20 protein-coding genes are annotated in these 22616 nt (G+C 62.9%); 8 read left to right on the top strand and 12 right to left on the bottom strand.

Annotated features, from left to right (window positions below; genetic code table 11):
- Nucleotides 1-24 precede the first annotated feature (24 nt).
- Entirely contained in the window at nucleotides 25-1761 is a 1737-nt protein-coding gene (locus ACLFLU_RS14770) for an adenylate/guanylate cyclase domain-containing protein (protein ID WP_426412901.1), read from the top strand.
- 253 nt (nucleotides 1762-2014) lie between these two features.
- Here the strand turns inward: ACLFLU_RS14770 and ACLFLU_RS14765 are convergent, their stop codons facing one another.
- Nucleotides 2015-2296 (bottom strand): hypothetical protein, encoded by a 282-nt coding sequence (locus ACLFLU_RS14765; RefSeq protein ID WP_426412900.1) that lies wholly within the window; start codon nucleotides 2294-2296, stop codon nucleotides 2015-2017.
- Nucleotides 2297-2823: 527 nt separating this feature from the next.
- Here ACLFLU_RS14765 and ACLFLU_RS14760 point away from each other — a divergent pair.
- The 3 genes from ACLFLU_RS14760 (at nucleotide 2824) to ACLFLU_RS14750 (ending at nucleotide 7157) form a co-directional block, all read left to right on the top strand.
- Nucleotides 2824-4299, top strand: coding sequence for a DUF1254 domain-containing protein (locus tag ACLFLU_RS14760; protein ID WP_426412899.1), 1476 nt, complete (start codon nucleotides 2824-2826; stop codon nucleotides 4297-4299).
- A gap of 12 nt (nucleotides 4300-4311) precedes the next feature.
- Nucleotides 4312-5841 carry a DUF1254 domain-containing protein gene (locus ACLFLU_RS14755; RefSeq protein ID WP_426412898.1) on the top strand — a complete coding sequence of 510 codons (1530 nt, stop codon included), beginning with the start codon at nucleotides 4312-4314 and terminating at the stop codon, nucleotides 5839-5841.
- Nucleotides 5842-6236: 395 nt separating this feature from the next.
- Entirely contained in the window at nucleotides 6237-7157 is a 921-nt protein-coding gene (locus ACLFLU_RS14750; RefSeq protein ID WP_426412897.1) for an outer membrane protein, read from the top strand.
- A 240-nt stretch (nucleotides 7158-7397) separates the two neighbouring features.
- On the opposite strand, the gene ACLFLU_RS14745 is transcribed toward ACLFLU_RS14750, so the two are convergent.
- A complete protein-coding gene (locus tag ACLFLU_RS14745; RefSeq protein ID WP_426412896.1) occupies nucleotides 7398-8024 on the bottom strand; it encodes a LysR family transcriptional regulator in 627 nt (208 codons plus the stop codon).
- Nucleotides 8025-8160: 136 nt separating this feature from the next.
- Here ACLFLU_RS14745 and ACLFLU_RS14740 point away from each other — a divergent pair, with 136 nt between their 5' ends.
- Nucleotides 8161-8850, top strand: a complete 690-nt coding sequence (locus tag ACLFLU_RS14740) for an L-2-amino-thiazoline-4-carboxylic acid hydrolase (RefSeq protein WP_426412895.1) — start codon at nucleotides 8161-8163, stop codon at nucleotides 8848-8850.
- On the opposite strand, the gene ACLFLU_RS14735 is transcribed toward ACLFLU_RS14740, so the two are convergent.
- The gene (locus tag ACLFLU_RS14735; RefSeq protein WP_426412894.1) at nucleotides 8847-9674 is read right to left on the bottom strand and encodes an MBL fold metallo-hydrolase; all 828 of its coding nucleotides are present in this window, start codon (nucleotides 9672-9674) and stop codon (nucleotides 8847-8849) included. The two genes, ACLFLU_RS14740 and ACLFLU_RS14735, sit on opposite strands and share 4 nt — an antisense overlap.
- A 94-nt stretch (nucleotides 9675-9768) precedes the next feature.
- On the opposite strand from ACLFLU_RS14735, the gene ACLFLU_RS14730 reads away from it, so the two are divergent.
- On the top strand, nucleotides 9769-10599 hold the full coding sequence (locus ACLFLU_RS14730; RefSeq protein WP_426412893.1) for a LysR family transcriptional regulator: 831 nt from the start codon (nucleotides 9769-9771) through the stop codon (nucleotides 10597-10599).
- 32 nt (nucleotides 10600-10631) lie between these two features.
- Here the strand turns inward: ACLFLU_RS14730 and ACLFLU_RS14725 are convergent, their stop codons facing one another.
- The 6 genes from ACLFLU_RS14725 to ACLFLU_RS14700 form a co-directional block, all read right to left on the bottom strand.
- Complete coding sequence (locus ACLFLU_RS14725; protein WP_426412892.1) at nucleotides 10632-11396, bottom strand: hypothetical protein; 765 nt, start codon at nucleotides 11394-11396, stop codon at nucleotides 10632-10634.
- A 2-nt stretch (nucleotides 11397-11398) separates the two neighbouring features.
- Nucleotides 11399-11596 carry a hypothetical protein gene (locus tag ACLFLU_RS14720; RefSeq protein WP_426412891.1) on the bottom strand — a complete coding sequence of 66 codons (198 nt, stop codon included), beginning with the start codon at nucleotides 11594-11596 and terminating at the stop codon, nucleotides 11399-11401.
- 12 nt (nucleotides 11597-11608) lie between these two features.
- Nucleotides 11609-12055 carry a hypothetical protein gene (locus tag ACLFLU_RS14715; RefSeq protein WP_426412890.1) on the bottom strand — a complete coding sequence of 149 codons (447 nt, stop codon included), beginning with the start codon at nucleotides 12053-12055 and terminating at the stop codon, nucleotides 11609-11611.
- Between the two features lie 41 nt (nucleotides 12056-12096).
- Entirely contained in the window at nucleotides 12097-15516 is a 3420-nt protein-coding gene (locus tag ACLFLU_RS14710) for a CHAT domain-containing protein (RefSeq protein WP_426412889.1), read from the bottom strand.
- A 302-nt stretch (nucleotides 15517-15818) separates the two neighbouring features.
- Complete coding sequence (locus tag ACLFLU_RS14705; RefSeq protein ID WP_426412888.1) at nucleotides 15819-16580, bottom strand: hypothetical protein; 762 nt, start codon at nucleotides 16578-16580, stop codon at nucleotides 15819-15821.
- Between the two features lie 15 nt (nucleotides 16581-16595).
- On the bottom strand, nucleotides 16596-16784 hold the full coding sequence (locus ACLFLU_RS14700) for a hypothetical protein (RefSeq protein WP_148778718.1): 189 nt from the start codon (nucleotides 16782-16784) through the stop codon (nucleotides 16596-16598).
- 252 nt (nucleotides 16785-17036) lie between these two features.
- Between ACLFLU_RS14700 and ACLFLU_RS14695 the strand changes: the two genes are divergently transcribed.
- The gene (locus tag ACLFLU_RS14695) at nucleotides 17037-18014 is read left to right on the top strand and encodes a DUF2336 domain-containing protein (protein WP_426412887.1); all 978 of its coding nucleotides are present in this window, start codon (nucleotides 17037-17039) and stop codon (nucleotides 18012-18014) included.
- A gap of 25 nt (nucleotides 18015-18039) precedes the next feature.
- Here the strand turns inward: ACLFLU_RS14695 and ACLFLU_RS14690 are convergent, their stop codons facing one another.
- Nucleotides 18040-20010: an oleate hydratase gene (locus tag ACLFLU_RS14690; RefSeq protein ID WP_426412886.1), complete on the bottom strand. Its 1971-nt coding sequence runs from the start codon at nucleotides 20008-20010 to the stop codon at nucleotides 18040-18042.
- Nucleotides 20011-20339: 329 nt separating this feature from the next.
- Nucleotides 20340-21407 carry a LysR family transcriptional regulator gene (locus tag ACLFLU_RS14685; RefSeq protein ID WP_426412885.1) on the bottom strand — a complete coding sequence of 356 codons (1068 nt, stop codon included), beginning with the start codon at nucleotides 21405-21407 and terminating at the stop codon, nucleotides 20340-20342.
- Between ACLFLU_RS14685 and ACLFLU_RS14680 the strand changes: the two genes are divergently transcribed.
- Complete coding sequence (locus tag ACLFLU_RS14680; protein ID WP_426412884.1) at nucleotides 21406-22155, top strand: molybdate ABC transporter substrate-binding protein; 750 nt, start codon at nucleotides 21406-21408, stop codon at nucleotides 22153-22155. The genes ACLFLU_RS14685 and ACLFLU_RS14680 overlap by 2 nt on opposite strands.
- A gap of 92 nt (nucleotides 22156-22247) precedes the next feature.
- Here the strand turns inward: ACLFLU_RS14680 and ACLFLU_RS14675 are convergent, their stop codons facing one another.
- Entirely contained in the window at nucleotides 22248-22592 is a 345-nt protein-coding gene (locus tag ACLFLU_RS14675) for a DUF1491 family protein (protein ID WP_426412883.1), read from the bottom strand.
- Nucleotides 22593-22616: the final 24 nt, after the last annotated feature.

Raw genomic sequence — 22616 nt, 5'->3', positions numbered from 1 at the left:
TAGTCTGGTCGTTCGGAGGGCGCTGTGACCGAGCAGCGGGTTCAAAGGCGACTAGCGGCCATTTTGGCCGCTGACGTGGTCGGCTATTCCGGTCTTATGGAACGGGCGGAAGAAGCCACCTACGCCGAGTTCGAGCGGCTCATGCGGGAGTTGATCGAGCCCAGCCTCTCTCGCCACGAAGGGCGACTTATCAAGACTACGGGTGATGGCGCTCTCGCCGAGTTCGCGAGTCCCTTAGCCGCCGTGAGATGTGCGGTTGAGACACAGAATCATCTCGCTTCGGGCAGCAGTCCCCTCAGGTTGCGCGTCGGGCTTAACCTTGGTGACGTTATCGTTGGACAGGACGGAGACCTCTACGGCGACGGGATCAACATTGCGGCTCGGCTTGAGGGGATCGCCGATCCGGGCGGCATCCTGATTTCCGAGAAGGTGTATAGCGAAGTCGAAGGCAAGCTCGACGTCAACTTCGAGGATCGCGGCGAGCAGCAGCTTAAGAACATCTCCAGGCCGGTCCGCGTTTACGCCGTGCGTGCGGGCGCGCTGAGCGATAGGCTGAGCACGGCGCCGCCACTTCCGGACAAGCCCTCCATAGCGGTGCTGCCGTTCGAGAACATGAGCGGCGATCCCGAGCAGGAGTACTTTGCGGACGGGATGGTCGACGAAATCATCACGGCGCTCTCGCGGTTCAAATGGTTGTTCGTCATCGCCCGCAATTCGAGCTTTGCGTTCAAAGGCAAGGCCGTCGATATAAGGGAGGTCGGGCGTAGGCTCGGCGTGCGCTACGTCCTTGAGGGGGCTGTGCGCAAGGTATCAGGCAAAGTTCGCATCACGGGGCAGTTGATTGACGCGGTGACGGGCACGCACCTATGGGCGGACAGGTTCGAGCGTGACCTGACGGACATTTTTGCTCTCCAGGACGAAGTAACGGTCGCTGTTGTCTCAGCTATTCAGCCGAAGTTGCTTCAAACAGAAATTGCAATGGCGGCGCGGCGGCGACCGGAGAACCTCACCGCCTATGATTTTTATCTCCGCGCTCTGCAGCAGTCTTACCTAACGACCCGCGAAGGTGTGGCCGAGACGATCAGGCTGGCCCATCGCGCTTTGGAGCTGGACCCTCGGTTCGGCTTGGTCGCCGCACTGGCAGGTGCCTGTCACATGCAAAACGCCCTTTGGGGCTATGCGAGCGATCGTCAATTCGAGGCCGAGGAAGCAGTTCGGCTTGCTCGGTTGGCTTTAAGCATCGATGATGGTGATCCGGACATATTAGCGATGGCCGGCGCCATCACTGCGTTCGTCGTCGGCGATTGTGAAAGCGAGATCGAATTGGTTGATCGGGCGGTTGCGCTCAATCCAAATTCGTTTCAGGCATGGCACTGCAGAGGCCAGGTCTATAGAACTGCGGGGCTGTGGGAGGAAGCGCTCCGAAGCCTTGAACGTGCCATTCGCATGAGCCCGGTCGACCCGCGGCTTCACAACACGTTTGCCCTGATGGGGTTGGCCTTTATCGAGCTCGGTCGCTTTGACGAGGCCATCGTGGCAGGGAAGAAAGCTCAGCGCCACAACCCCTCCCTTCCGATAGCTTACCGCTGTCTCGCGTCCGCTTTCGCCCATCTCGGACGCGATGCTGAGGCGCGTGAGGCGGCGATGCGTGTGCTTGAGCTTGATCCCGCCTTTACAATATCTCCGTTGATCGCCTGGGGCGGACTGGCAAGGGCGAAGCTGTTCATTGAGGGTCTTCGGAAAGCCGGATTGCCCGAATGAACCGTGCTCGGCCATGCCGACGAGATGATGGAACATAGTTGCTGCATTGCATGAGTGCGGAAGTGGCCCCGTAGCTGACGTTTCGACGGTTCATGGCATGAACCGCTTAGACCCCATGCGGACGTGGCCCGGTGGCTTGCCGGAGATAAAGCAGAGGCTCGGTCCGACATCTTCTCGGGCCACTACGGCGCCGGTCCAGCCACCTGGGCACCTCAGCCGAACGAGCTGGAAGGGTCACGCCAACGGGCTTCTATCAGAAGCCGCAGGCAGCGTAGGTCTTGCGAGCAAGATGATAGTGCGATCCGACCTCAACGAAGTCGACATCGAGGCACTGGTTGCCCTCGCGGAAACCGCGGGCAAGCCCCTGGCAATTGAGATATTCGATGTTGATCCGCCAGCGATGTTCTTGCGGATTGTAGGTCGCAAAATCATGCTGCGCTGCGGCCGGACCCTTGCAAAGCCCGGCGATGTATTGCCGGACCTCCAAGGGCAGATCGGAAATATGGTGCGCGTCCCAAGGATCGTGCTTGTTCATCGAGGCGGCCTGAACGATCGATCCTTGACATAGCAGAAAAGCCAATAGGCAATGGCGCCAAATCATCGGAGCCTCCCTAAGTCATTTGCTAAGTCATTTGGCGAGGAGATTAGCTCCCCTCGCCGCCGGATTCCATGCCGTTTGCGTTGCCGCCGCTGGCCCGCTCCCGGGGCAGAGTTGAGGCCAGCGGCGCAAGAGCCCAGCACGTCCGTTCTTCGTTTTTCAGAACGCTAGTGCGAGAAGCTGACTGGAGACTGACGACCGACGCGGTGGAGTGTCGCAGGTCGGGGCTCGCCTGGCCTAACGCTCCTCTGTCGGATGCACCCATTTGCAGAGCGTGATGCTGCGCGTTGCGATGCGCTTGCATTCCAGCGGGATACGACAGCACCGGCTAACCCCGGCGCCGAAATTGAGCGATATTACGAACTGGCACAAACTGCACATCCCAACCTCCGGGTATGTGGCTACGGTTGTAACGGCTGCGCCGGCATTAAAGCCGTGTGTCGTATCGCAATGAGTAAAACACGATGAAAAATCTCACACTTGCCGCGACTGTCGCTCTCGCCTTGACCTTCCCCGCGATCGCCCAGGAGTCCCGATGGGACGAGCTTGCCAAAGCTCCCTTCCCAAATAGCTATCCATCCGATCAGACACGGTTGCAGCTGCTTGACGAGCTGTATTTCCAGCGCGCGGTCCAGGTCTACCTCAGCGGTCTGGCGGCAGTGAACATGCTGGCGATCCGCGACGGGTCCGAGGCCAAGTTCGGCTCGGGCTACAACATCCTCCCGACCTGGAAGAAGCGGATGGATGCCAAAGCGATCATCCCGACACCGAATGCAGATGTCATCTACGCGCAGAGCTATCTCGACTTGAAGAAAGACGGCCCACTCGTGGTCGTGGCACCCCCGGGCCTGATCGGCATGTTCACCGACTTCTGGCAGCGTGCGCTCACCGACGTCGGCGTTGGTGGTCCGGACAAGGGCCAGGGTGGGCTCTACCTCCTGCTGCCACCGGACTACGACGGCGCGGTGCCGAGCGGCTACAACACCTATCGCTCGCCGACCTACAACGTCTTCCTGTTCTGGCGGGCACCGCTGCAGAAGGGGCCGGATGGCCCGGACGCGAAGCAGGCCGTGGCCCACATCGAGCAGACGCTCGTCTATCCGCTACGCGCCGGCATTCCGAGCGAATGGAAGAAGATGCAGTTTCCGGACGCATCCGGTGTACCGCTCGACATGATGTATCCGCGGGATGCGACGTTCTACGATCGCCTGGCGAAATTCATCGACTACGAACCGGTGGCGTCGGTCGACCCTTATCTGCGCGGCATGATGGCATCGATCGGCATCGTCAAGGGGCAGCCGTTCAAACCCGACGATCGGCACCGCCAGATCCTCGACAAAGCGGCCAAGGCCGCCGTCAACATGGCGGGCGCGCTCAATATTTCGAGCGAGGCGATCCCGGGGCGGTTGTACTATCCGGGCAAGCGCCAATGGATCAACGCCTATTCGGGCATCGACGACAAGTTCAACACGAACAGCTATTTCGACGTCGATGTGCAGTCGGTCTTCTTTCTGGTCGCCTATTCGTCCGCCCCCTACATGAACGTCAACATGCCGGGGCTGGGAGCGCGCTATCCGAGCACCTTCAAGGATGCAGATGGCGACTATCTCAAGGGCGACAAGACGTATCGCCTGCACCTGCCGCCCAACGTGCCGGCCGGCCTGTTCTGGTCGATCACAGCCTACTCGCCGGTCGACGGCAGGATGGTGGACGCCGGCCAGGCGTTCCCGTCGATCAACTCCATGAGCAAGCTCGCCGAGAATCCGGACAGCTCCTACGACCTCTACTTCGGCCCCAAGCTTCCCGACGGGAAAGCGGAATCGAACTGGATCAAAACGGTGCCGGGCCAAGGCTTCGTGCTGTCGCTGCGGCTCTACGGCGCGACGATGCCGTTCTACGACCAGAGCTGGATTCCGGACGACGTCGTGAAATTCAACTGAACGGAGGAGACCATGAGCGTCAAGCGCGAGACCCCTGTCGGCGCAACGCGCCGCGACATTCTCCTCGCGGGCGGGATCGCCGCCGCCTCGGCATTGGCTTCCGCCGCGCCGATGGTATCCGCCGAGGCGCAGACCACGGCACCCGGTAACGCCGTTCCCATTTCGCCGACCTGGGCCCGTGCGATGCCTCCGGCGCCGGATCGCCGGGTGAAGATCACCGAAGCGTACGCACGGCATGTTGGGCGCGACGCCTATTTCTGGGCCTGGCCCATGGTCAACGTCTACAATCGACGTCTGCTCTTCGCGACCGTGAAGGAGCCGGCCAAGTTTGGGCCGCTGATCCAAGCTCCACTCAATCAGTTTGCGATGCTCACCGACTATGTGGACCCTGGCGAGCGGGCGGTCGCCTGTCCGAACCAGGACGTCGTCTATGGTCTCGGCGGGATCGCCCTCGACATCTCGCCGGTGGTGCTGCAGGTTCCGGATTTCGGCGAAAGGTTCTGGGTCTATCAGGTCGTCGATCTGCGCACGGACAGCTTCGTGCAGATCGGCAAGATGTACAACACGACGCCCGGCTTCTACCTGCTGGTCGGACCCGACTGGAAGGGCGAAGTGCCGAAGGGCATCACCAAGGTCTTCCGTTCGCCGACCAACACGGGTCTGGTAGGGCCCAGGGTCTTCCTGGACGATACGGCTGAGGACAGACGCGCCGTGCAGAACGTGCTCACCGGCGTGCTGATGTATCCGCTCGCGGAATACGACGGCCGGATGAAGACGAAGGATTGGGTCAACCTTCCCCGCGCGCCTGCGCCGTCCCAGGGCGACGAGGAAGCGCAGTGGGTCATCCCGGAAAAGTTCGCCGACGAGCTGCCGACGGTGCTCGCCGACGCGACGCCGCTGCCGGGCGAGGAAGCGCGCTACGCGCAGGTGCTCGCCGTCCTGGCTGCGGCCAAAGACGATCCGAAGATCAAGCAGGCGGTGACCGAGGGCGCGAAGGAAGCGGACGAACAGCTCGTCAAGCCGCTGTTCGAGTTCCGCAATTATGGGCAACAGCTACCCCATCATTGGAGCACCATTTCCAACGAATCCGCGTTCGGCACCGACTACTACACGCGCACCGCCGCGGCGAAGTCGAACATCCTGGTCAACTCGCCCAACGAGACAAAGTATTTCTACCAGGACCTCGATGCCAACGGTGGGCGGCTGAACAGCGACAACCGCTATACTGTCCACTTTGGCAAGGACGAGACGCCGCCCGTCAACGGGTTCTGGTCGCTGTCGATCTACAACCAGCACCACTTCTTCGTTGCAAATGCGATCAATCGCTTCTCTGTCGGCACCAAGAACAAGGACTTGAAGTCGAATCCTGATGGTTCGCTGACGATCTATGTGCAAGCCGAAGCGCCGACCGATCCGGTGCAACGCGCTAACTGGCTTCCGGCACCGAAAGGCGACTTCTCGCTCTATGTGCGGGCCTACTGGCCCAAGGCGGAGGTTCTCGACGGGTCATGGACACCGCCCCCCGTTACAGCTGCGAAATAATTCGCGTTGCACAGGCCTTCTATCGGCCTTGGCGGAAATTTCCGCGCCCATCCGCCCGCTCCAGATAGCCTCGTGCGATTTGGTGCCCATGCCAACATCAAAGCGACGCGGAATCGCATTGGCAGATTATCGATCGCTGGTAGGTCGGATCTGCAATTCGACTCTCCGGGTCATGGGTGTGGACAATTGACCACGATATGAATCCGCCGGGCTCTGCGCGTTCACGTTTGACACGTCCGGGCAAAACTCTGGCAGAGTCATTCAGGGAATCTGCAATTCCGCCGGTCGTCACCGTCCCCTGATTCCTTTGACGTGTTGCTCAAGGGGCACAGACTCGACCTACCCGCGATTGTACGACTACGTATTATTTCTGAGCGAATGCTTGGGGTTGCGGGATGGGCAAGTTTCTCAATCTTGTCGGCGGATCGGTTCTTGCGATCAGCGCGGCTGTAGGCGCAGCACAGGCGGCCGATATGCCGCTCAAAGCCAAGGCACCTCCGCCCCCGCCGGTGGCAAGCTGGACCGGCTGGTACGTTGGTTTGAACGCGGGCGGGATCTGGCCGAACGACAATGGCATCGCTCACACCGCGATTGCCGGTCCATGTGATCCCGCGTTCGCCGGGTGTACGCTCGCGAATGCCAGCACGCTGCTCGCAAACGGTTCATCATTCTCTTCGGGTTTCGGGAATAACGTCGGTTTCACCGGCGGCGGTCAATTGGGCTATAATTGGCAGTTCAATGGCAGCGGCGTGGCCGGCTTCGAAGCTGACATTGCCTGGACGGACCAGAATAGAAGCGTGACTTTTGCCAGCGTTACTCCGTTCCCAGGCTTCCCTGGAAGTTCGCAGGCCTATGCGGCGACGATTTCGCGTCATCTCGACTACATCGGCACCGTGCGCGGCCGTCTCGGGTTCCTCGCCACTCCATCGTTCCTGCTATACGGGACCGGCGGTCTCGCCTATGGCGGCGCGCGGAGCTCAACTATCGAGACCGCTTCCATAATAAACTGCGGCGCCACGTGTGCAGGCGTCGGCGGAGGCTCTTTTTCAGAAACTCGCGTCGGTTGGACCGCTGGTGCCGGCGGCGAATGGATGTTTGCGCCGAACTGGAGCGCGAAGCTTGAGGGCCTTTACTATGACCTCGGGCGTGTGAACTACGCCACCTCCCTTCAGCAAGTCTGTACGTCTGCTGGATGCGCCCTAGTTGGCGGAATCATTGGAAGCACCACCGGCGTGACTTCGCTGCGCTTTACGGGCGCGATTGCGCGTGTGGGGGTAAACTATCATTTCGGCGGCCCAGTCGTCGCCAGCTACTGAGCTTCTCGCGCTCGAACTCAACGCCCCGGCTTGTCCGGGGTTTTGTTGTGCCAGTAGGCAAGCAGCTCTCCGTTGCTTCATGAAGGTTTGCCAAATGGCTGCGACAAAACGAGGCTAACGCCAACACGACGTTCGATGCGTTCGCGTTCGCCGATCTTTCCAAGCCGTATTTTCCGGGCGTCGATCAGGCGTCGTGGTGACGCCACACGGCCGCCAGGCAAGACCGGCCTAGCGGCCGCCTCAACTTCCGACGCCCCCAACCAGTCGCGGGCGGCGGTTCGCGCGCGGGTTCTCAACCGACTGGGCGCGCAACCATGCGCGAAAACTGACGATCTCAGGGCAATCCGCCGTGCCCTCGGGCGCGATCAGCCAGTCGCCGAGACCGGATCCCTCATTGACCCGGTCGCAGCGATAGCCCGGATGATGGCCGAGACCGCGGGCGATCAACAAATCGACCTTGCCTTCGACCAGCTCGTGCAGGCCGGCGGGCTGCAGCACGCGCAAGCCGATCTCTTCATGCGCCTCACGAAACGCCGCCAGATCGAGCCGGCGCAAATCCAAGCTGGCATGCACGCCCAATTGCAGCAGCACCGCACCTGCCGGCTTTAATTGCGAGGTCGCCTCCGCAATGCGGCGAAAGCCGTCGGATATCCTGGGCAGGTAGGCCTGGCCTGCCGCGGTCAGGACGAGCTGCTTGTGCAGCCGCTCGAACAGCTGCACACCGAGGCGCGCCTCCAGCGCTTTCACCTGCTGCCCGATGGCTGCGGGCGTGACGTGCAACTCGTGCGCGGCGAGCTTGAAGCTGAGATGGCGCGCGGCGGCCTCGAAGGCGCGGAGCGCGTTGAGCGGCGGAAGGGTGTAGGTCATTGCACCGCAGTTTGACACCGATGGGCCGCGGCCTTGCAATAGATTTTCTTGCCCTGAACCGCAGGAATGATGCTTTGCGCCGCGGCGATGTCGCCGGATAGGGTCGACCCGCAATCCGGAGATTTTATGGTGTCCAATGACTGAGATGACTCATCCTTTCTACGCGCAGCATCGCAGCGCCATGGAGGCCGCGATGCGCCATCGGCTCGATCTCGCCGAGGCGATGTTGCGCGAGCGCGCGCATCTCACTGACATCGACGGGATCAGGCAGGATGTGATGGACGAATTCGACGTCGTGCTCACCCAGATGCCCTATGTCGGCGGCGCCGCGAGCCGCATGAGCGATTTCTTCATGCGACTGATCGGCTTCATGGCGATCAGCCGGGTGCTGCGGCGGCACGGCGTGCCGCTGCCTGACATCGGCGAAATCGAGCGGGAGACCTACAAGGCGCAGTTGCTCACCGCGCCCGAGGCGGAACGCCTCGCCGCGGGAGATCAATTCATGTCGCCGGAGAACCAGATATTGCTGCGCGAGCAGGCGGCGAAAAGCATCACGGAAGGCCATCAGGCAGAGTATCCGGAGGATTTTGTCTACGATTTCGTCGAGCCGGGGCCGAATGACACCTTTGAATTCGGGATCAACTACAAGGCATGCGGCTTCTGCAAATTCGCGGGCCGCCATGGCGACAAGGAGATTTTGCCGAACATTTGCGGGCTCGATTTCGACGCCTATGCGACGCGGGGTATCCATCTGGAACGGACGCAGACGCTGGCTGGGGGCGCGAGCCACTGCAATTTCCGCTTCTCGCGGCTGCGCCTCGGCTAATGTGCGCCACACCGGCAGTTCTCATAATCCACGGGATCATGGCTGTTGAAAATCGTCACGCGGCTGCCGTGGCTGAGCTTCAGCTCGCGCAGCCGGGTCTGGTTGGCGATGCGGGCATTGCGGTCCATGTCGACCTTGCGCTGGAAATAGCGGAGCACCAGCGGCGCGCGTGGTGACGCGTCGAGCTGGGCGTGATGGAAATAGCTGTCGCCGGCGTGCAGCAGCCATTTGTCACCTGAGCGCACCGCGATGCCGCAATGGCCGAGCGTGTGGCCGGCGAGCGGGATCATCAGGATGTCCCCTTCCCGGTCACTCAGCGCGCGGACGCCCTTGAAGCCGAACCAATCCTCGCCGGCCTCGCCGTAGAATGACCAGCTCGGCCCGTGGCTCCATTGCCCCTCGACATAGCGCCCTTCAGGCGGCGCGGGCTTTCGCAGCACCGCCATGTCGTATTCGGCGCGATGGACGTGGATCGCGGCATGGGGGAAGTCGGGCACGCCGCCGGCGTGATCACGGTCGAGATGCGTCAGCAGCACGTGTCGCACGTCGTCAGGCGAATAGCCGAGCGCCTTCACCTGCTGCACGGCCGTCTCCGCCGGATCGAGCTTTGGCGCGGTCTGTCGCAGCCAGCGTTTCCCGAGCCGGCCGGGCGTGGCGATATCGCCAAGGCCGATGCCGGTGTCGACCAGCGCGAGGCCGCTGCTGGTCTCGATCAGCAGGCAATGGCAGACCATGCGGGCGCGCTGGAACAGGCTGCCGGTGCCGTTCACCAGCCGCCGGCCCATGGGACACATCGTGCCGGTGTTGAGATGATGGATTTTCATGGATGAGGCCCGCCTGTTGTGAACACGGCGTTCTTGTCATCCTCCGATCAATAGGTAAAATATCGACTATTGATGATATCTATAGGATTGGACTATGGACATCCGCGAGCTTCGCTACTTCGCCGCCGTCTATCGTGAACGCAACCTCACGGCCGCGGCGCGCACCTGCTTCGTGTCGCAGCCGTCGATCTCCACCGCAATCACCAATCTGGAGGCCGAGCTCGGCACCACGCTCTTCATCCGGCACAAGAAGGGCGTCGCGCCCACCGCCTCGGCCGAGCAGTTTCACGCGCTGGCGCGCCGCATCATCGACGAGGCCGATGCCGCACGCAGCCTGTTCCGCAAGCCCAGCACCAGGACCAATCTGACGCTCGGCCTGATGCGCACGCTCGACGTGCCCCGGACCATCGCGCTGCTGAAACCGCTCACGTCACGCAGCGACATCGCGCTCCGGCTCGTGGGCCACGACGAGCGCGCGGATGCAAGGATCATCTCGAAGAGCATGCTTGGGCATGACGAGCATTTCGTCCCGCTCTGGAGCGAGCGCTACGTCGCCGCACTGCCGCCGTCGCATCCGCTGACGCTGAAGGAGCGGCTTCGCGCCGCCGACCTCGCCGAATTCCCCATGATCGATCGCTGCCATTGCGAGCAGAGCGCGTTCTTCGGCCGCGCCGCGCAACGGCGTCAATCCGCGGCCATCGCGCAATCGGAGGATTGGGCGATGGCCCTGGTCGCGGCCGGCGTAGGCATCGCCATCGTCCCGGAGGGCGTGGCCAAGGGCCATCCTGATATCGCGATCCGGGAGATCGAGGTGAAGGTCAAACGCGAGGTCGGGCTGGCCTATCGCGCATCTGTGCCGCTTGCCGACGCGCTGAAGGATTTTGTCGGGAAGCTGCGGAAGCAACGATCTAAACGCGGACGCTGATCGCGGCTGCGCGAAATGAGGCCACGGTCCGACTACCCAAGCAAGCCCTTCAGGCCGGCGTAGATCGAACCAACGGCCGTTGCGGCGACGCCTGCCAGCGGCCCGACGGTCTGCATCAGATCCTGAATCAAGCGGGCGCGGCGGCGGAGCTGTTCCTCACCGACATGCTGCCCGAGCAGACGCGCCATCCTGAAGGCAAATGCGTTCGGCTTGCCTCCCTGGCTGAGCACGCGCGGCAAGACCTGGAAGATCACGACTCCGAGGATGTTTCCGGAAACGAAAGCGAGAAGGATGCTCGCACCGTATTCGAACACCTCGCGCCATTCGACCCACACCGTCGGCAGGATCGGAACGCTATCGTGGAGGCCCGTCACCGTCAGCATTGTCTGGATGCTGACGCTGGCGAGCAGCAACGCCAGCACGAGCGCGCCGAGCGCGGAAACCCTGTGCAGGGGATATGCAAGGAGCCCGAACAGAAGCGGGATGATGATCGACGCTATCCGGAGCGGGACCGGCGAGAGATTGAACGTGATGGTTACGAGAATATGGGTGACCGTGAGCAATATCGACGGAATAATGACGTAGAGAACCGCGTGCGTTCCGAGATATCGCAGTGGATTTTTCTGCCGTTCCAGCCGGATGTTGACGCGATCGAGATCGCGCCTGAGCTTGTCGAGCTCGGCAACGATCTCCTCGATCTCGATGAGAGTCGGCCGCACGACGCGCAAGTCGCGCGAGCAGTGCTTGCACGCGATGGCCTCGTCCTTGATCGTCTCGGCGCAGAACGGGCATTCCATTGCTAGCGCGACTTCCTGCGTAGCCTAATCGCTTCCATCTCCTCCCTGGCCTGCCTGAGCTCGGCGCGCAAGGCGTCCCGCTTGCGCAAGAGATCGTCGCGCTCGGCGATCAGCGTCGCGGGAACGGCGACGTCACGCCCGCAGGACGCGCAGATCAGGGCGCCCTCCAGATTCTCGGATTGGCAATAGGGACATTTCACCTCAACGACACCTCATTTAGGCGCGACCTTCAAGGTGAAGATGTTCGTGCCGGGCCGTCCATCGCTGTCCTTGATGTCGACGCGAACCATATATTCGCCCGCCGGCAGTTCGGCATCCTGTATGTTGATGCCGTCGGCCTGGACAAACGGTTTGACTCGCGCCGTCAGATCGACGTTCGGCGTCCTCAGAAACATCACCTTGACCGACTCCGGATCGATCTTGGCTCCGCCAAAGGACTCGAACTTCAAGACCAGGTGCAAGGGCGAGCTGACCGAATCGCTCGGCGAAACAAATTCGACCTTCGGCCCGCGCAAGATGCCGCGCCGGTCGGCCGCGACTGCACCCTTCGGGGGCGGCAGCTTCGCTTCCTCGTCCGTGATCAATTGTGTTGCCGCTCTCGCCGCTCCCGAAAACAGGAGACCTGCCGCGATCAGCGCCGGCAAGATATTCCGCTTCATTTCAATTCCACCTCTCTTCACTTGCCGTTCTTCATTTGCCGTCAGCGCACGCCGCCATCGCCAATGATCGTGTAAGGAGCCCAAAACAGCGGATGCGCATAGGCGAACTCGGTCTTGCCTTCGCCGTTCAGGTAACCGGGACCGTCGACCAGGGCCATCATCGCCTGCCGCAGCGCTTCACTCCGCGACAACTTGGGATCGTCGGCCTGCCGCTTGAACAGGTCGGTCACCAGCTGCCGCGCCGATTGCGAATGCACCGACCAGTTGGTCACCAGCAAGGCACGTGTTCCGGCGTAGAAGAACGCGCGGCCAAGGCCGGAGGCTGCCTCGGCGCCGGCGCCGGCACCGGCACCGGTGTTGCAAGCCGACAGGATGACCCAGTCGGCGTCGAGCTTGAGGCCGAGGATCTCCTCCATGGTCAGGAGGCCGTCTCCGCCCTCGCCCGTCACCGCTGGCGATGACAGTGCGAGCGCCGGCTGCGTCAAGCCGTTGAGCTCGCCCGGAACAAGACCGTGCGTGGCAAATGCGAGAATCCTGAAGCCCGAGAGGTTCATCGTCTTCACGGCGCTCTCGGTCGCATTCTTGCCGAGGAACAGCACCTTCGAAGGGTCTGCCTGCAGGGCCAGCGCGATCGATTTCAGCTCGTCGGCTGTATCGGGAAGACGAGGCAAGAGGCCGAGCTCGGCGCTATCGACACCGTCGAGCTTCGGGCTGCTGCGACGCTTCAGCGGCATGCCGCGCGTGACGTTGCCACCCGCGTCGGCGAGTTGAACCTTGGTTTGATCGCTCTCTGCCTCGGCTTGCTGATCCTTGTTGAAATAAGGATCGCCGAACGCCACGAGATCCCCGCGGCCGGGCTTGCCAGGCGGCAATTGCCGCAGCGTGCGCAACGCGGCTGCCGATGGCACGGTCGACACAGCGTGGGTACGGGCCAGCCATGGCACGTTACGGTAGCTGACGAACAACGGGTCTTCGTCTTGTGCCACCTCGGCCGGCGCCGTCGGCAGCAGAGACAACGGCAGCAGGCCGAGCGCGCCATTCGTGACCACGATCAAATTTCTGGCCGGCTTCCATCCACTTTCGACCGGCTTCAGCAACAGCTCGTAGAGCTCGTAACCAAGCTTGAGATCAAACGGCGGAATGTCCGAGATCATCGCCGCCTGCGGCTCGAGCGCTTCGCGCAGTTTGCGGATCTTGGTCTCGATATCGCCGATACTGGCCTTGACGGCCGCGAACGCCACGGGGCCCGACTTCGGCACCGCCCAGACGAAGCTGCCGCTCTGCCCGAAATAGAACGACAGCATGGCCTCGTTGTCGGCCAGCGTCGCGCGGATTTCGGCGACGGCCGGCGGCTTCGGCGAGACCAGATCGGCATAGGACGGAAACTTCTGCTTGATCTCCTGGCGCGCCTTGTCGCGTTCACCGCGCAAGGCGACGATCGAGGCCTGGATCTGCTGCACGCCCTTCTCGTCGCGCTCCGCCGAGGGAATGGCGAGGACGTTGGTGAGCGTGCCGAGCTGGGCATTGACCTGCTTGGTGAGGTCCTGCTCCTTGCGCACGAGCTCGGCGAGCGCGGGATCCTTCGCCGCCGCGCGCGCGCTGGAGGCGGCCAGCGCCTGCTGCACGGAGTGGCCGCGGATCGCGTCGGCCAGACCGAACGTCTCTTCGCCGACGCCGCTGCCGGTGCCTTCGGCCCGCGCGAGCAGCAGGAGGTAGCTCTCGACGATGGTCTGGAGCCGCTGGCTGCGCGCAGCCACGACGGTCGTATTCTCGTCGTCGGCGTTCTCGTTTGCGTTCGCCATCAAGATCGGAATGGCGGCCTTGAACTCCCGGATCGCGTCGGCATCGCGCTGTGCGCGCATCAATCCGATCGCGAGCGTGCCGCGCGCCGACGCCGCATCGAAATGGTTCTCGCCGACCCGCCCGATCTGCTTCTTGACCAGTTGCTCGGCGGCAGCGATGCCGGCGTCGAGCTGGCCGGAATTGTAGAGCGAGAGAATGCGCCCCGGATTCAGCTCGAACACCTGGCGGCGCGTCGGCTCCCAATTGGCGATCGCCTGATCGATCCTCGCGAATATCTCGTTCGCCTCGGCAGATTTTCGCTGCAAGCCCAGAATGCCGGCGAGCTGCGAGAGCAATTGCACCGTCGCCTGCGAGTCATCCGGCACCCCCGTCGTCTTGTTGATCTCCAGCGCAACCCGTCCCAACTTTTCGGCTTCGTCGTAACGGCCCTGATCGACCAGAATGCTGGCCAACCCGATGACGAAGCGCGGCGTGACAGGATTGTACTTGCCGGTGTCCTTCAGGCGCGACAGCAGTGCCCGGCGCACATCGACCTCGGCTTCGGCGAGCCTGCCCTGCCTGGCCTTCATGCGCGCCTGATTCAACACCATGGTGTCAACGGCTTGCAGCAGAAGGGTCTCTGCGGGCGGATTGTCCGACTCCAGCACGCTCTTGTTGCCCGCGAGCTTGCGAATCTCCGCAGCGCGATAGGCAGCCTCGGCTTCGGGAAACTGGCCCCGCGCCTCGAAGATCATGCCGCGCGAAATCTCGATCTCGCCCTCCCAGGTCTGGCCGAACCTGGCATAGCTGGCGCGCCATCCCGGAAGCCCGCTGGTGCGCCATTCCTGAATGGCAGCCAGGCTGCGGCGCAGATAGGTTTCTGCCTGCGCGATGTCGCCCATCTGAATGAGAATGGCCACAACCGTGCGGTTTGCGTTGAAAACGTATCCCTTCCCACCTGGCACGGTGGCAAATTCGCGCAACAGCTTTTGCATGATCTCCAGCGCGCGCTTGGGATCGCCTGCAAGCGCATATTGCTGCGACTGGAGCTGCATCAATCGGCCCATCATGTTCGCGCTGATGGCCCCGCTTCCCACCTCTACGGCCTTATTGGCATCGGCGGTGGCTTCGGCGAGCCGGCCGAGCTGCGCACGGGCATTGGCGCGATCGAAATAGAATTGCGCGAGATCCTGACGGGACTCCTTGCCGGTCGGCGTAGCGCCAGCGTCCGCCTTCAGCTCCGCGATCATCTTCTCGTCGGGCTTCTCGCCGTCGAGAATCGCCGTGATGTCGGAGATATTGCGCGGCGGCGCGACGAAGTCCTTTGGCAGGGCGGTGCCGGGATCGAGCTTCGGCGCAGCCTCCTTCGGCAACTCGACGGCGACGTTGGCGCGACCGTTCGCGGCGTTGAGCGCCGCCGTCACGCAGGCCTTGACCTTCGGAGACGCAGTGGCGCGGCAAGCTTCGAGGTCGGCGCCGCCCTTGCGGCCGCCGCCGGCCTGCATGCAAGCGTGCACGATCGGCTTGCCGACGGTCATCCGGCAGTTCTCGATCGCCGCCTCCTTGGTCAGGGCGGCGGCGGATCCGGTCGATCCGAGCAGGATGGCAAGGGCCAGCAATTTTCGCAGAGGCGTGGAATTTCGACGGGCGTCAAGCGGCATCGCGGAATTGATGCTCATCTCCAAAGACCTTCGTGCAAAATGACTTGGTATAAGTGCCCAATCCTAGCGCCATGGCTTGGGAGAACAAGCACCAATCGGGGCGGCTCGACCAAAAGCTGAACAGCGTCGACCGCGGCCAACATAAGTTCTCGCCCCCGTCCCTGTAGCACCGGGACGTGATTCTCGCCATGATGGCAGGAATGGCCGCCGTCACGGCGGCCCGGGATCGCGGCTCGCGCCGATGGGAGCTGCAGACGCCGAGACGGCCGCAACCGGATGCGTCGGCAGGCGCGGCGATCCGCCGTCAGCCCTTCGAGCCGTCAGCCCTTCGAGACAACGGCGCGGCCGTAAGCCGGCTGCGAGGCAACCGGCGGATTGGTGGTCTGGGCGGCGAGCTCGCCGATCAGGCGGTCGGCATCGGCAGCCATGCCGTCGGGCGCCTGGATCACCAGCCGCTCCAGCGCAAAGCGATAGGACGAGACACGCTGCTCGAGCGACAGCTGGACCCACTGGATGATCAGCGAGTTCTCCTGCATGCGTGCGACGGCGTCGGCCCTTTCCTGCGGCGACAGCACCGAGACGCGCGCCATGCTGGCCTCACGCTTCCTGTCGAGATCGATGACGCGGATCGCGCTGGCGAAGAACGGCTCGAAGCGGGTGATGTCGTTGCGCACGTCCTCGATCAGCTGCGCATAGCGCGAGGAATGCGAGCGATGCGGTTCGTCGATCAGCGTACGGCCATACATGGTGCGGTCGAACACGATCGTCTGCCGCCACGGCGACGGCAACGCCTTGTAGTCGCCGAACACACTCTTCCACGCAGGCCGCGACAGCGGCGGCTCGATCATGGGATAGGCGAGGTCGCGAAGCTGACGTTCTTCGTCGGTGAGCTGGAATTGAGAGGCCTTCAGCCCGAGGCTACCGGTGACCTCGGCGCCGAGCCAGCGATGCATGTCGTCGCTGCGCATGTCGGCACGGGTGCGGCCGAAATCGCCGCCGCTACAAGCGGCGAGCGCCGCGCCCACAGCTGCGAGCAGGATGGCCGTTGCGATTGTGCGGATCTGGCGGATGGAGTCCGGCATTGCAAAGGCCGGAACCTAGCGACGACGACGACGGCGCCCCGGCGCTGTGCCCGCTTCCGGCCCACGATCGCCGTTGGTTTCGTCCGCCTCGCGCTCGATACGGATGACGGGAAGGATCAGAATCGTCCCCATGTCCGCGCGCGGTGTGACGTCCCCCGACGAGCCCACCCGGCGACCGGCCGGAAATTCGATGATGGTCCCCATGTCAGCTCTCTCAATTGCCGCGCGACAAAATGCGCCCCTGCAACATGGGCGTCATTAGGATCAGTTTATGGTTAACGGGGTGTAAACAAGGGTTTCGGACCGTAACCGCACGGGCCGGCCCGAGCGTCCCGCAGCGACACGAAAACGGCTGAAATGAGCGCGTTTGCTTCACACCTCGTTTTCCTTAACGAGCCTTTAAAGGAACCCCTGATAGGCTGAGGCAACCGTCTCTTCCAAGTTGCGTACGCCTCCATGACCAAGTCGCTGTTTCCCGGATTCGACGGGCTGATGACACTCTCCCGCCGCGAGGGCGTCGATGTTCGCCCGACGCTGCTGCGGGTGCTGACCGATCTGTATGTCCAGGCGCCCACCCACAGCGAGGACGAGCAGCGGCAATTCGTCGAGCTCGCCACGCGGCTGATCGAGCAAGTCGACGACGCGACACGCGCTTCCGTCAAGGCGAAGCTTGCGATTTATCCGCAGACGCCGATCCCAGTCCTCCAGAAGCTCGGACTGGTCGCAGCGCAGGAAGGCCGCAGAGTGCCGCTCGCGCGCGAAATCCCGCGTGCTGCATCCGCCCCCTCGCCTGCCCGCACGCCAACCGACGCCGAGCAGCGCATGGCCGCCAGCATGGCGATGCAGCCGAAGGAAGCCGCCGAAATCCACGACATGTTCTTCGGCGCCGACGCGAGCCAGCGCGCGCTGATCCTGCACAATCTGGCGCAGACGCCGCTGAAGGCCGCGCCGCGGATTCCGACCGTGCGCGCCAAGCGCGCGATCCAGATCCTGGAGATGGCGGCGATCGCGGGCGATGTCGAGAACTTCACCTATGAGCTCGGCGACAGCCTGATCCTGCCCTCGCGCGTCGCGGCGCAGATCGTCGACGATGCCGGCGGCGAGGCTCTCGCGATCGCCGCGCGCGCGCTCGACATGCCGAGCCCGAACTTCCAGCGCATCCTGCTGTTCTTCAAGCCGGAGATCGGCAACTCGGTGGACGCAGTCTACCGGCTGTCGCGCCTCTACGACCGCCTCAGCGACCGTTCCGCGCTGGTGATGCTCGCCGCCTGGCGCGGCTCGACGCTCGCCGTCACCCGCGCCAAATATCAGCCGTCGCTGCATGACGGCGAACGCCAGCGCGCACGTGCGGGCGCAAGCCAGACGCGGCCGGGCGTGCAGCCCGGCTCCGCGCCTGCGGTGCGGACAGGTTCCGGCGGATCATCGGACCACTAGAGACACGCGATTCCGCGAAGCTGCTCTAACTCTTGCGCGCCGTGACGTTTTCGCGAATCCGCTCCAGCCAACCCGATACGACGCTGAGCAGTTGATTGCCCTTGCCCAAAATTCCAGTCAGCTCGCCCTCGGCCATCTCGCGTCTCGCCCCCTCGGGCTCGGGTAGCGGCGGCAGGATGTGAGCGTAATAGGTTTTGTCCAATAGCCGGTGCATCAGGCGTTCGCCGGGGAAAGGCTCGCCATTGTTCAGCGCGCGGGCGGCCTTGAGGATGTTGCGAATATCGTATTGCGTCGGGCTGATGTCGGGAACCTGCTTCGGCAGGTTCATGAGCGTGTACACCGCGACGCGCGCCGTACGGATCGAACTATCCATCGTGAAGATGATGTCGTTTGACGTTTCCACGAATTGACCCATCAGGCCAAGATTGGTGCAGCCGGCAGGAACGACGTGTGGCCGATCGCCCGCCGCGCGCGGCATGAACATCGCGGTGATGTAAGGCATCAAGGCGAGCCTCGCCTTCGTATTCGCCACCACGTCGTCAAGTTGCCCCTCGATGCCGAGATGATAGCAGAGCTCGGCAAGGATCTCGCGCCCGGTGCAGGCGGGCATCGGCTTCTTCACGAAGTTGCCCTCCTTGTCCATGAGCAGGGCATAAACCCAAACCACCAGAACGTCGTTGGGCTGGGTCGGAAAGTGCGGCTGGCGATTGCAGGTGAAACTCATCACCCAGTTCGAGTCGGTGAAGGTGATGATGCCGCCAGTGGCCGTCTTGCCCGAATAGGGGTCGTTGACCGACAGCTCCTTCAGCTTTTCGACGAAGGCCGACGGCTTGCAGGTCAGCGTCACCGATTCCCACATCGAGCGATCGACATTGCCGTAAAACTTCTCCGGCTTGCCGAAAACGGGAGACTTTCTTGCAAGGTTCTTCCACAGCGTCCAATCGCTGTCCTCGCCCGGTTCGTGCTTGCCGCGTTGGAGCACCGGGGCATGGTCCATGTCGCCATAGGCGGTGCCCTCGGTCATCGACCCCGTCAGTGCGTAGACCCTGTCCTGCGGACCGACGGCAATGGTCGTATCCGCGCCACCCACCTTCGCCCGGATCGCGGTCACGGTACGCGTATCGCCTTCGACGCTCATGTCGAGATCGTAGACGCGCGTGTCGAATTGCACCTTCACGCCCCGCTCGCGCAGATGATTCACGAGCGGACGAACAAAACTGTCATACTGGTTGTACTTCGGGAAAACCAGGGCCGACATGTCCGCCAGCCCGTCGATCGCATCGAGAAAGCGATGCATGTAGAGCTTCATTTCCAGGAGGCTCTGCCAGTTCTCGAATGCGAACATCGATCGCCAGAGATACCAGAAATTGGTCTCGAGGAAGCCCGCGCTGAAATATTGCTCGATGGTGACGTCGTCGAGATCTTCCTTGCGCTTCAGCAGCAGCTTGATCAATTCCCACTGTTGCGGTTTCGACAGGCCGAGCGTCGCAAAGTCACGAATCTGACCCCGCTTGTGCATCAGCCGCGATTTGGAGAAGTTTGGATCGTTGTCGTTGACCAGACGATATTCATCCAGCACGCTGTAACCTGCCGGCAGCTCGAGCGCCTGCACGTCCTGGAACATGTCCCACAGATTGTCGTAGTTCCAGTTCATTTCGCGGCCGCCGCGAATGATGTAGCCGTTCTCGGAATCGCCTGCGCCGTCGAGCGACCCGCCCTCGACATGCAGCGCATCCAGGATGGTGATGTCCTCGCCCGCCATGCCGGCATCGCGGATCATGTAGAACGCGGCCGCGAGGCCCGCGATGCCACTGCCGATGATCCACGCCTTGCAACCCTTCACGGGATGGGCCGGAACCGGACGATTGCGCATGTAAGCGCCCATCATGTCGGGAGGCGGCAGCGTGTTTTGCGCGCTATTGTGCCAAAATGCGCCGGTGGTGTTGTTTTCCACCTTGAACGTCTTGCCGGGATTGCTTCGCGTTGCGTTGGCCATGGCGGTGTTCTCTCGGACCAAGTTGAAGATTTCAGCTTGGTGAATTTACCGGACTTCTATGTCTGATACTCGCGCCATTGGTCACACCTGATGTGTGAATCGCGCAAGGGATTCCGCCTGGCTTCAATCGTATGCGAATTTGCCGCACGCACGTCGGCAGTGTCATCACGATTGCGCCACATTGAGATTCCCGCTCGGCCCGATCGCGCAGGGAAATGCGCGCGCTCAAACCCGCGTAAGTGCGGCCCGTGCTCGCGTTGCTCGTGGCCTGGCGCGGCGTCACGCGGGAACGGTGCGGGCGGCACCGGCGGTTCATCGGATCGGTAGGATCAGAGCCCGACTGCGCCGCCGCCGGCCTTTTCGAATCGCCTGGCTTCCAGCCGGACGGCACTCAGAAGAGCTTCGGCGCCGGCGCTCAGGGTCCGGTTCTTCAGCTTGAACACGGCTGTCGGGAACTCCCATCTCGGTAGATCAACGCGAATGGGCTTTAGAAGCGTGCGCCACGGCGGGAACGCGAGGACGGAGCCCGGAACGAGTGTCAGAAACCGCCCAGTGGCGAGCAGCCCGGCGCGGAGATTGAGAGAATTGCTCAGAATGCGATTTGCAGGTGGAGAGAGGCCTTCCGCTGCGCACGCTTTCATGAAGGGCGAGCTCTCGTCGAGTTCGAATGGCGAGACGATCCAGGGCTCGTGGATCAACTGCGCCAGTTTCGGCTTACGACAGGCGATCCAGGAATTCCCCGAACCCGCGACGACCACGAGCCGTTCCCGGTAGAGGCCCTCGACTTCGATGTCCGGCTCCGGCGCATTCCGGGTCAGTCGCGTGATGGCAAACTCACCGCGGCGCTCGCCGAGATAGGCCTGAAGCGTGGACGGGGTGATAGCCTCGACGTCGAATCTCAGGCGAGGATATCGCCGGGACACGCGCTCGATCGCCGCGGGAACGAGACCAGCCACCCAGATCTCGCTGGACGCGAACCGAACCTCGCCGGTGCCGGGGGTCGCCATCTCCTGGACCGCGGCGACGCTGCGGCGAAGTTCGTCGAAAACGACGGCGGCGTGGTTCGCGAGGGCGACGCCGTAGCGGGTCAATTCACTTCCGCGCGCGCCCCGGTCAAACAGCGGCACGCCAAGCACGTGCTCGAGACTCGCGATGGTGCGCGAGACGACCGGTCGCGATACCGACAGGCGCTCGGCGGCCTTCGCCATGTTGAGTTCGGCGGCGACGACGAGAAACACGTGCAGATCGCGGGGGGAAATGCGATGCCCGATACGATCTGACCATTCCATGAGGCGTACCCAGGAAGCTACGGATATGTAGCAAATGCGAGCTTCAAGATACGCCTTGGCTTCGCTAGCTTCCAGCTCGAATGTGCCTGTTGGAGCTGGGAGCGTCATGAGGAAAGCGGTCGTATTCGCAGTCGTCGCGGCCTGCCTGGGTGCACCGGCCGCGGCTGCCGAGGAGATTACCGTATTCAGCACTCCGTCCTTGAAGCCTGTGCTGTCCCGGCTTGTCCCCGATTTCGAGAAATCGACCCACCACAGGCTCACGATCCGCTTTGGCGCGGTCGCCGCACTGAAACGGGAAATCGACGGCGGTGCGCCATTTGACGTTGCGCTGCTGCTGCCCGGGCAAATCGACGATCTCATCACGGAGGGAAAGGCGGTCCGCAACTCCCGGGCCGACCTCGCGGTGGCCCTGACGGGCGTCGCGGTTCGGAAAGGGCTTCCAAAGTTCGATGTCAGCTCGCCCGATACGGTTCGCCAGTCCCTCTTGTCAGCCAACTCCGCCGCTTACGCTTCCGACAGCGCCAGCGGACAATACTTTCTCAGCGTGATCGATCGCCTTGGCATCAGCCCGCAAATGCAGCCGAAGCTCAGAAAGATCAGCGGAAATCCGGTCGAAGCCGTGGCGCGCGGCGAAGCTGATCTGACGATCATCACGGTGCCCAACATCATATCCGTCCCGGAAGTGGAGTTCGCAGGCGCCCTGCCGTCGCAGCTGCAAAACGTCACCACCTACACGGCAGCGGTTTCGGCAGCGACCGAGAAGTCGGCGAGCGCCAACGCCTTCCTTCAGTATCTGAACTCGCCCGACGGCAGCGCCGCATTTATCGCCAACGGACTGCAGCGGCCCGCGCGGTGAAGCCGCTGCGCCTGCGCAGTTGCTCCTGATCCTCCGACCGCGAAACCGCCTGTCGACGAGGCTGCTACTTATGCAGCGAGTCCATGCCCTCGTCAGGCTTTCGCCAGTTCCAGAAAATGCCGCCCCGCGCGGTCCTCGGTCTCGACAACCCAGGCGTCCGGATCGAAGCGGATCTCCTTGGTCAGTCGCTCCTCCACGGCCTGCTCCGGCATCGGCTGAGGCGCGAGCGGCACGAAGAAGCGATCGACCGGCCGGCCATCGTCATAGACGGTCTGCGGCGCCGGCACGTAGAGCATCGCGTTGCCGTCGAGCAGCGATACCTTCACGAATACCGCGCCCGCCTCCTCGGCGCCGCGACGGCGCACCGCGCCGAACACGCCCTCGGTCTGGCACCGGCGCAGATAGGCCGCGACCCATATGTTTGATTTCAGGCGCATGAGAAGCACGATAGGCCAGCGCCT

The sequence above is a fragment of the Bradyrhizobium ganzhouense genome (genome assembly GCF_049949285.1).
Lineage (GTDB): Bacteria > Pseudomonadota > Alphaproteobacteria > Rhizobiales > Xanthobacteraceae > Bradyrhizobium > Bradyrhizobium ganzhouense.
The sequence above is the reverse complement of the archived record's forward strand: the minus strand, read 5'-3'. Positions and strand labels throughout refer to the sequence as shown.

Bases quoted from the DNA above. Each gene is read 5' to 3' on its own strand.
- ACLFLU_RS14765 (WP_426412900.1), bottom strand. From the start codon at position 2,296: ATGAACAAGCACGATCCTTGGGACGCGCACCATATTTCCGATCTGCCC.
- ACLFLU_RS14760 (WP_426412899.1), top strand. From the start codon at position 2,824: ATGAAAAATCTCACACTTGCCGCGACTGTCGCTCTCGCCTTGACCTTC.
- ACLFLU_RS14755 (WP_426412898.1), top strand. From the start codon at position 4,312: ATGAGCGTCAAGCGCGAGACCCCTGTCGGCGCAACGCGCCGCGACATT.
- ACLFLU_RS14750 (WP_426412897.1), top strand. From the start codon at position 6,237: ATGGGCAAGTTTCTCAATCTTGTCGGCGGATCGGTTCTTGCGATCAGC.
- ACLFLU_RS14745 (WP_426412896.1), bottom strand. From the start codon at position 8,024: ATGACCTACACCCTTCCGCCGCTCAACGCGCTCCGCGCCTTCGAGGCC.
- ACLFLU_RS14740 (WP_426412895.1), top strand. From the start codon at position 8,161: ATGACTGAGATGACTCATCCTTTCTACGCGCAGCATCGCAGCGCCATG.
- ACLFLU_RS14735 (WP_426412894.1), bottom strand. From the start codon at position 9,674: ATGAAAATCCATCATCTCAACACCGGCACGATGTGTCCCATGGGCCGG.
- ACLFLU_RS14730 (WP_426412893.1), top strand. From the start codon at position 9,769: ATGGACATCCGCGAGCTTCGCTACTTCGCCGCCGTCTATCGTGAACGC.
- ACLFLU_RS14725 (WP_426412892.1), bottom strand. From the start codon at position 11,396: ATGGAATGCCCGTTCTGCGCCGAGACGATCAAGGACGAGGCCATCGCG.
- ACLFLU_RS14715 (WP_426412890.1), bottom strand. From the start codon at position 12,055: ATGAAGCGGAATATCTTGCCGGCGCTGATCGCGGCAGGTCTCCTGTTT.
- ACLFLU_RS14710 (WP_426412889.1), bottom strand. From the start codon at position 15,516: ATGAGCATCAATTCCGCGATGCCGCTTGACGCCCGTCGAAATTCCACG.
- ACLFLU_RS14705 (WP_426412888.1), bottom strand. From the start codon at position 16,580: ATGCCGGACTCCATCCGCCAGATCCGCACAATCGCAACGGCCATCCTG.
- ACLFLU_RS14700 (WP_148778718.1), bottom strand. From the start codon at position 16,784: ATGGGGACCATCATCGAATTTCCGGCCGGTCGCCGGGTGGGCTCGTCG.
- ACLFLU_RS14695 (WP_426412887.1), top strand. From the start codon at position 17,037: ATGACCAAGTCGCTGTTTCCCGGATTCGACGGGCTGATGACACTCTCC.
- ACLFLU_RS14690 (WP_426412886.1), bottom strand. From the start codon at position 20,010: ATGGCCAACGCAACGCGAAGCAATCCCGGCAAGACGTTCAAGGTGGAA.
- ACLFLU_RS14680 (WP_426412884.1), top strand. From the start codon at position 21,406: ATGAGGAAAGCGGTCGTATTCGCAGTCGTCGCGGCCTGCCTGGGTGCA.
- ACLFLU_RS14685 (WP_426412885.1), bottom strand. From the start codon at position 21,407: ATGACGCTCCCAGCTCCAACAGGCACATTCGAGCTGGAAGCTAGCGAA.
- ACLFLU_RS14675 (WP_426412883.1), bottom strand. From the start codon at position 22,592: ATGCGCCTGAAATCAAACATATGGGTCGCGGCCTATCTGCGCCGGTGC.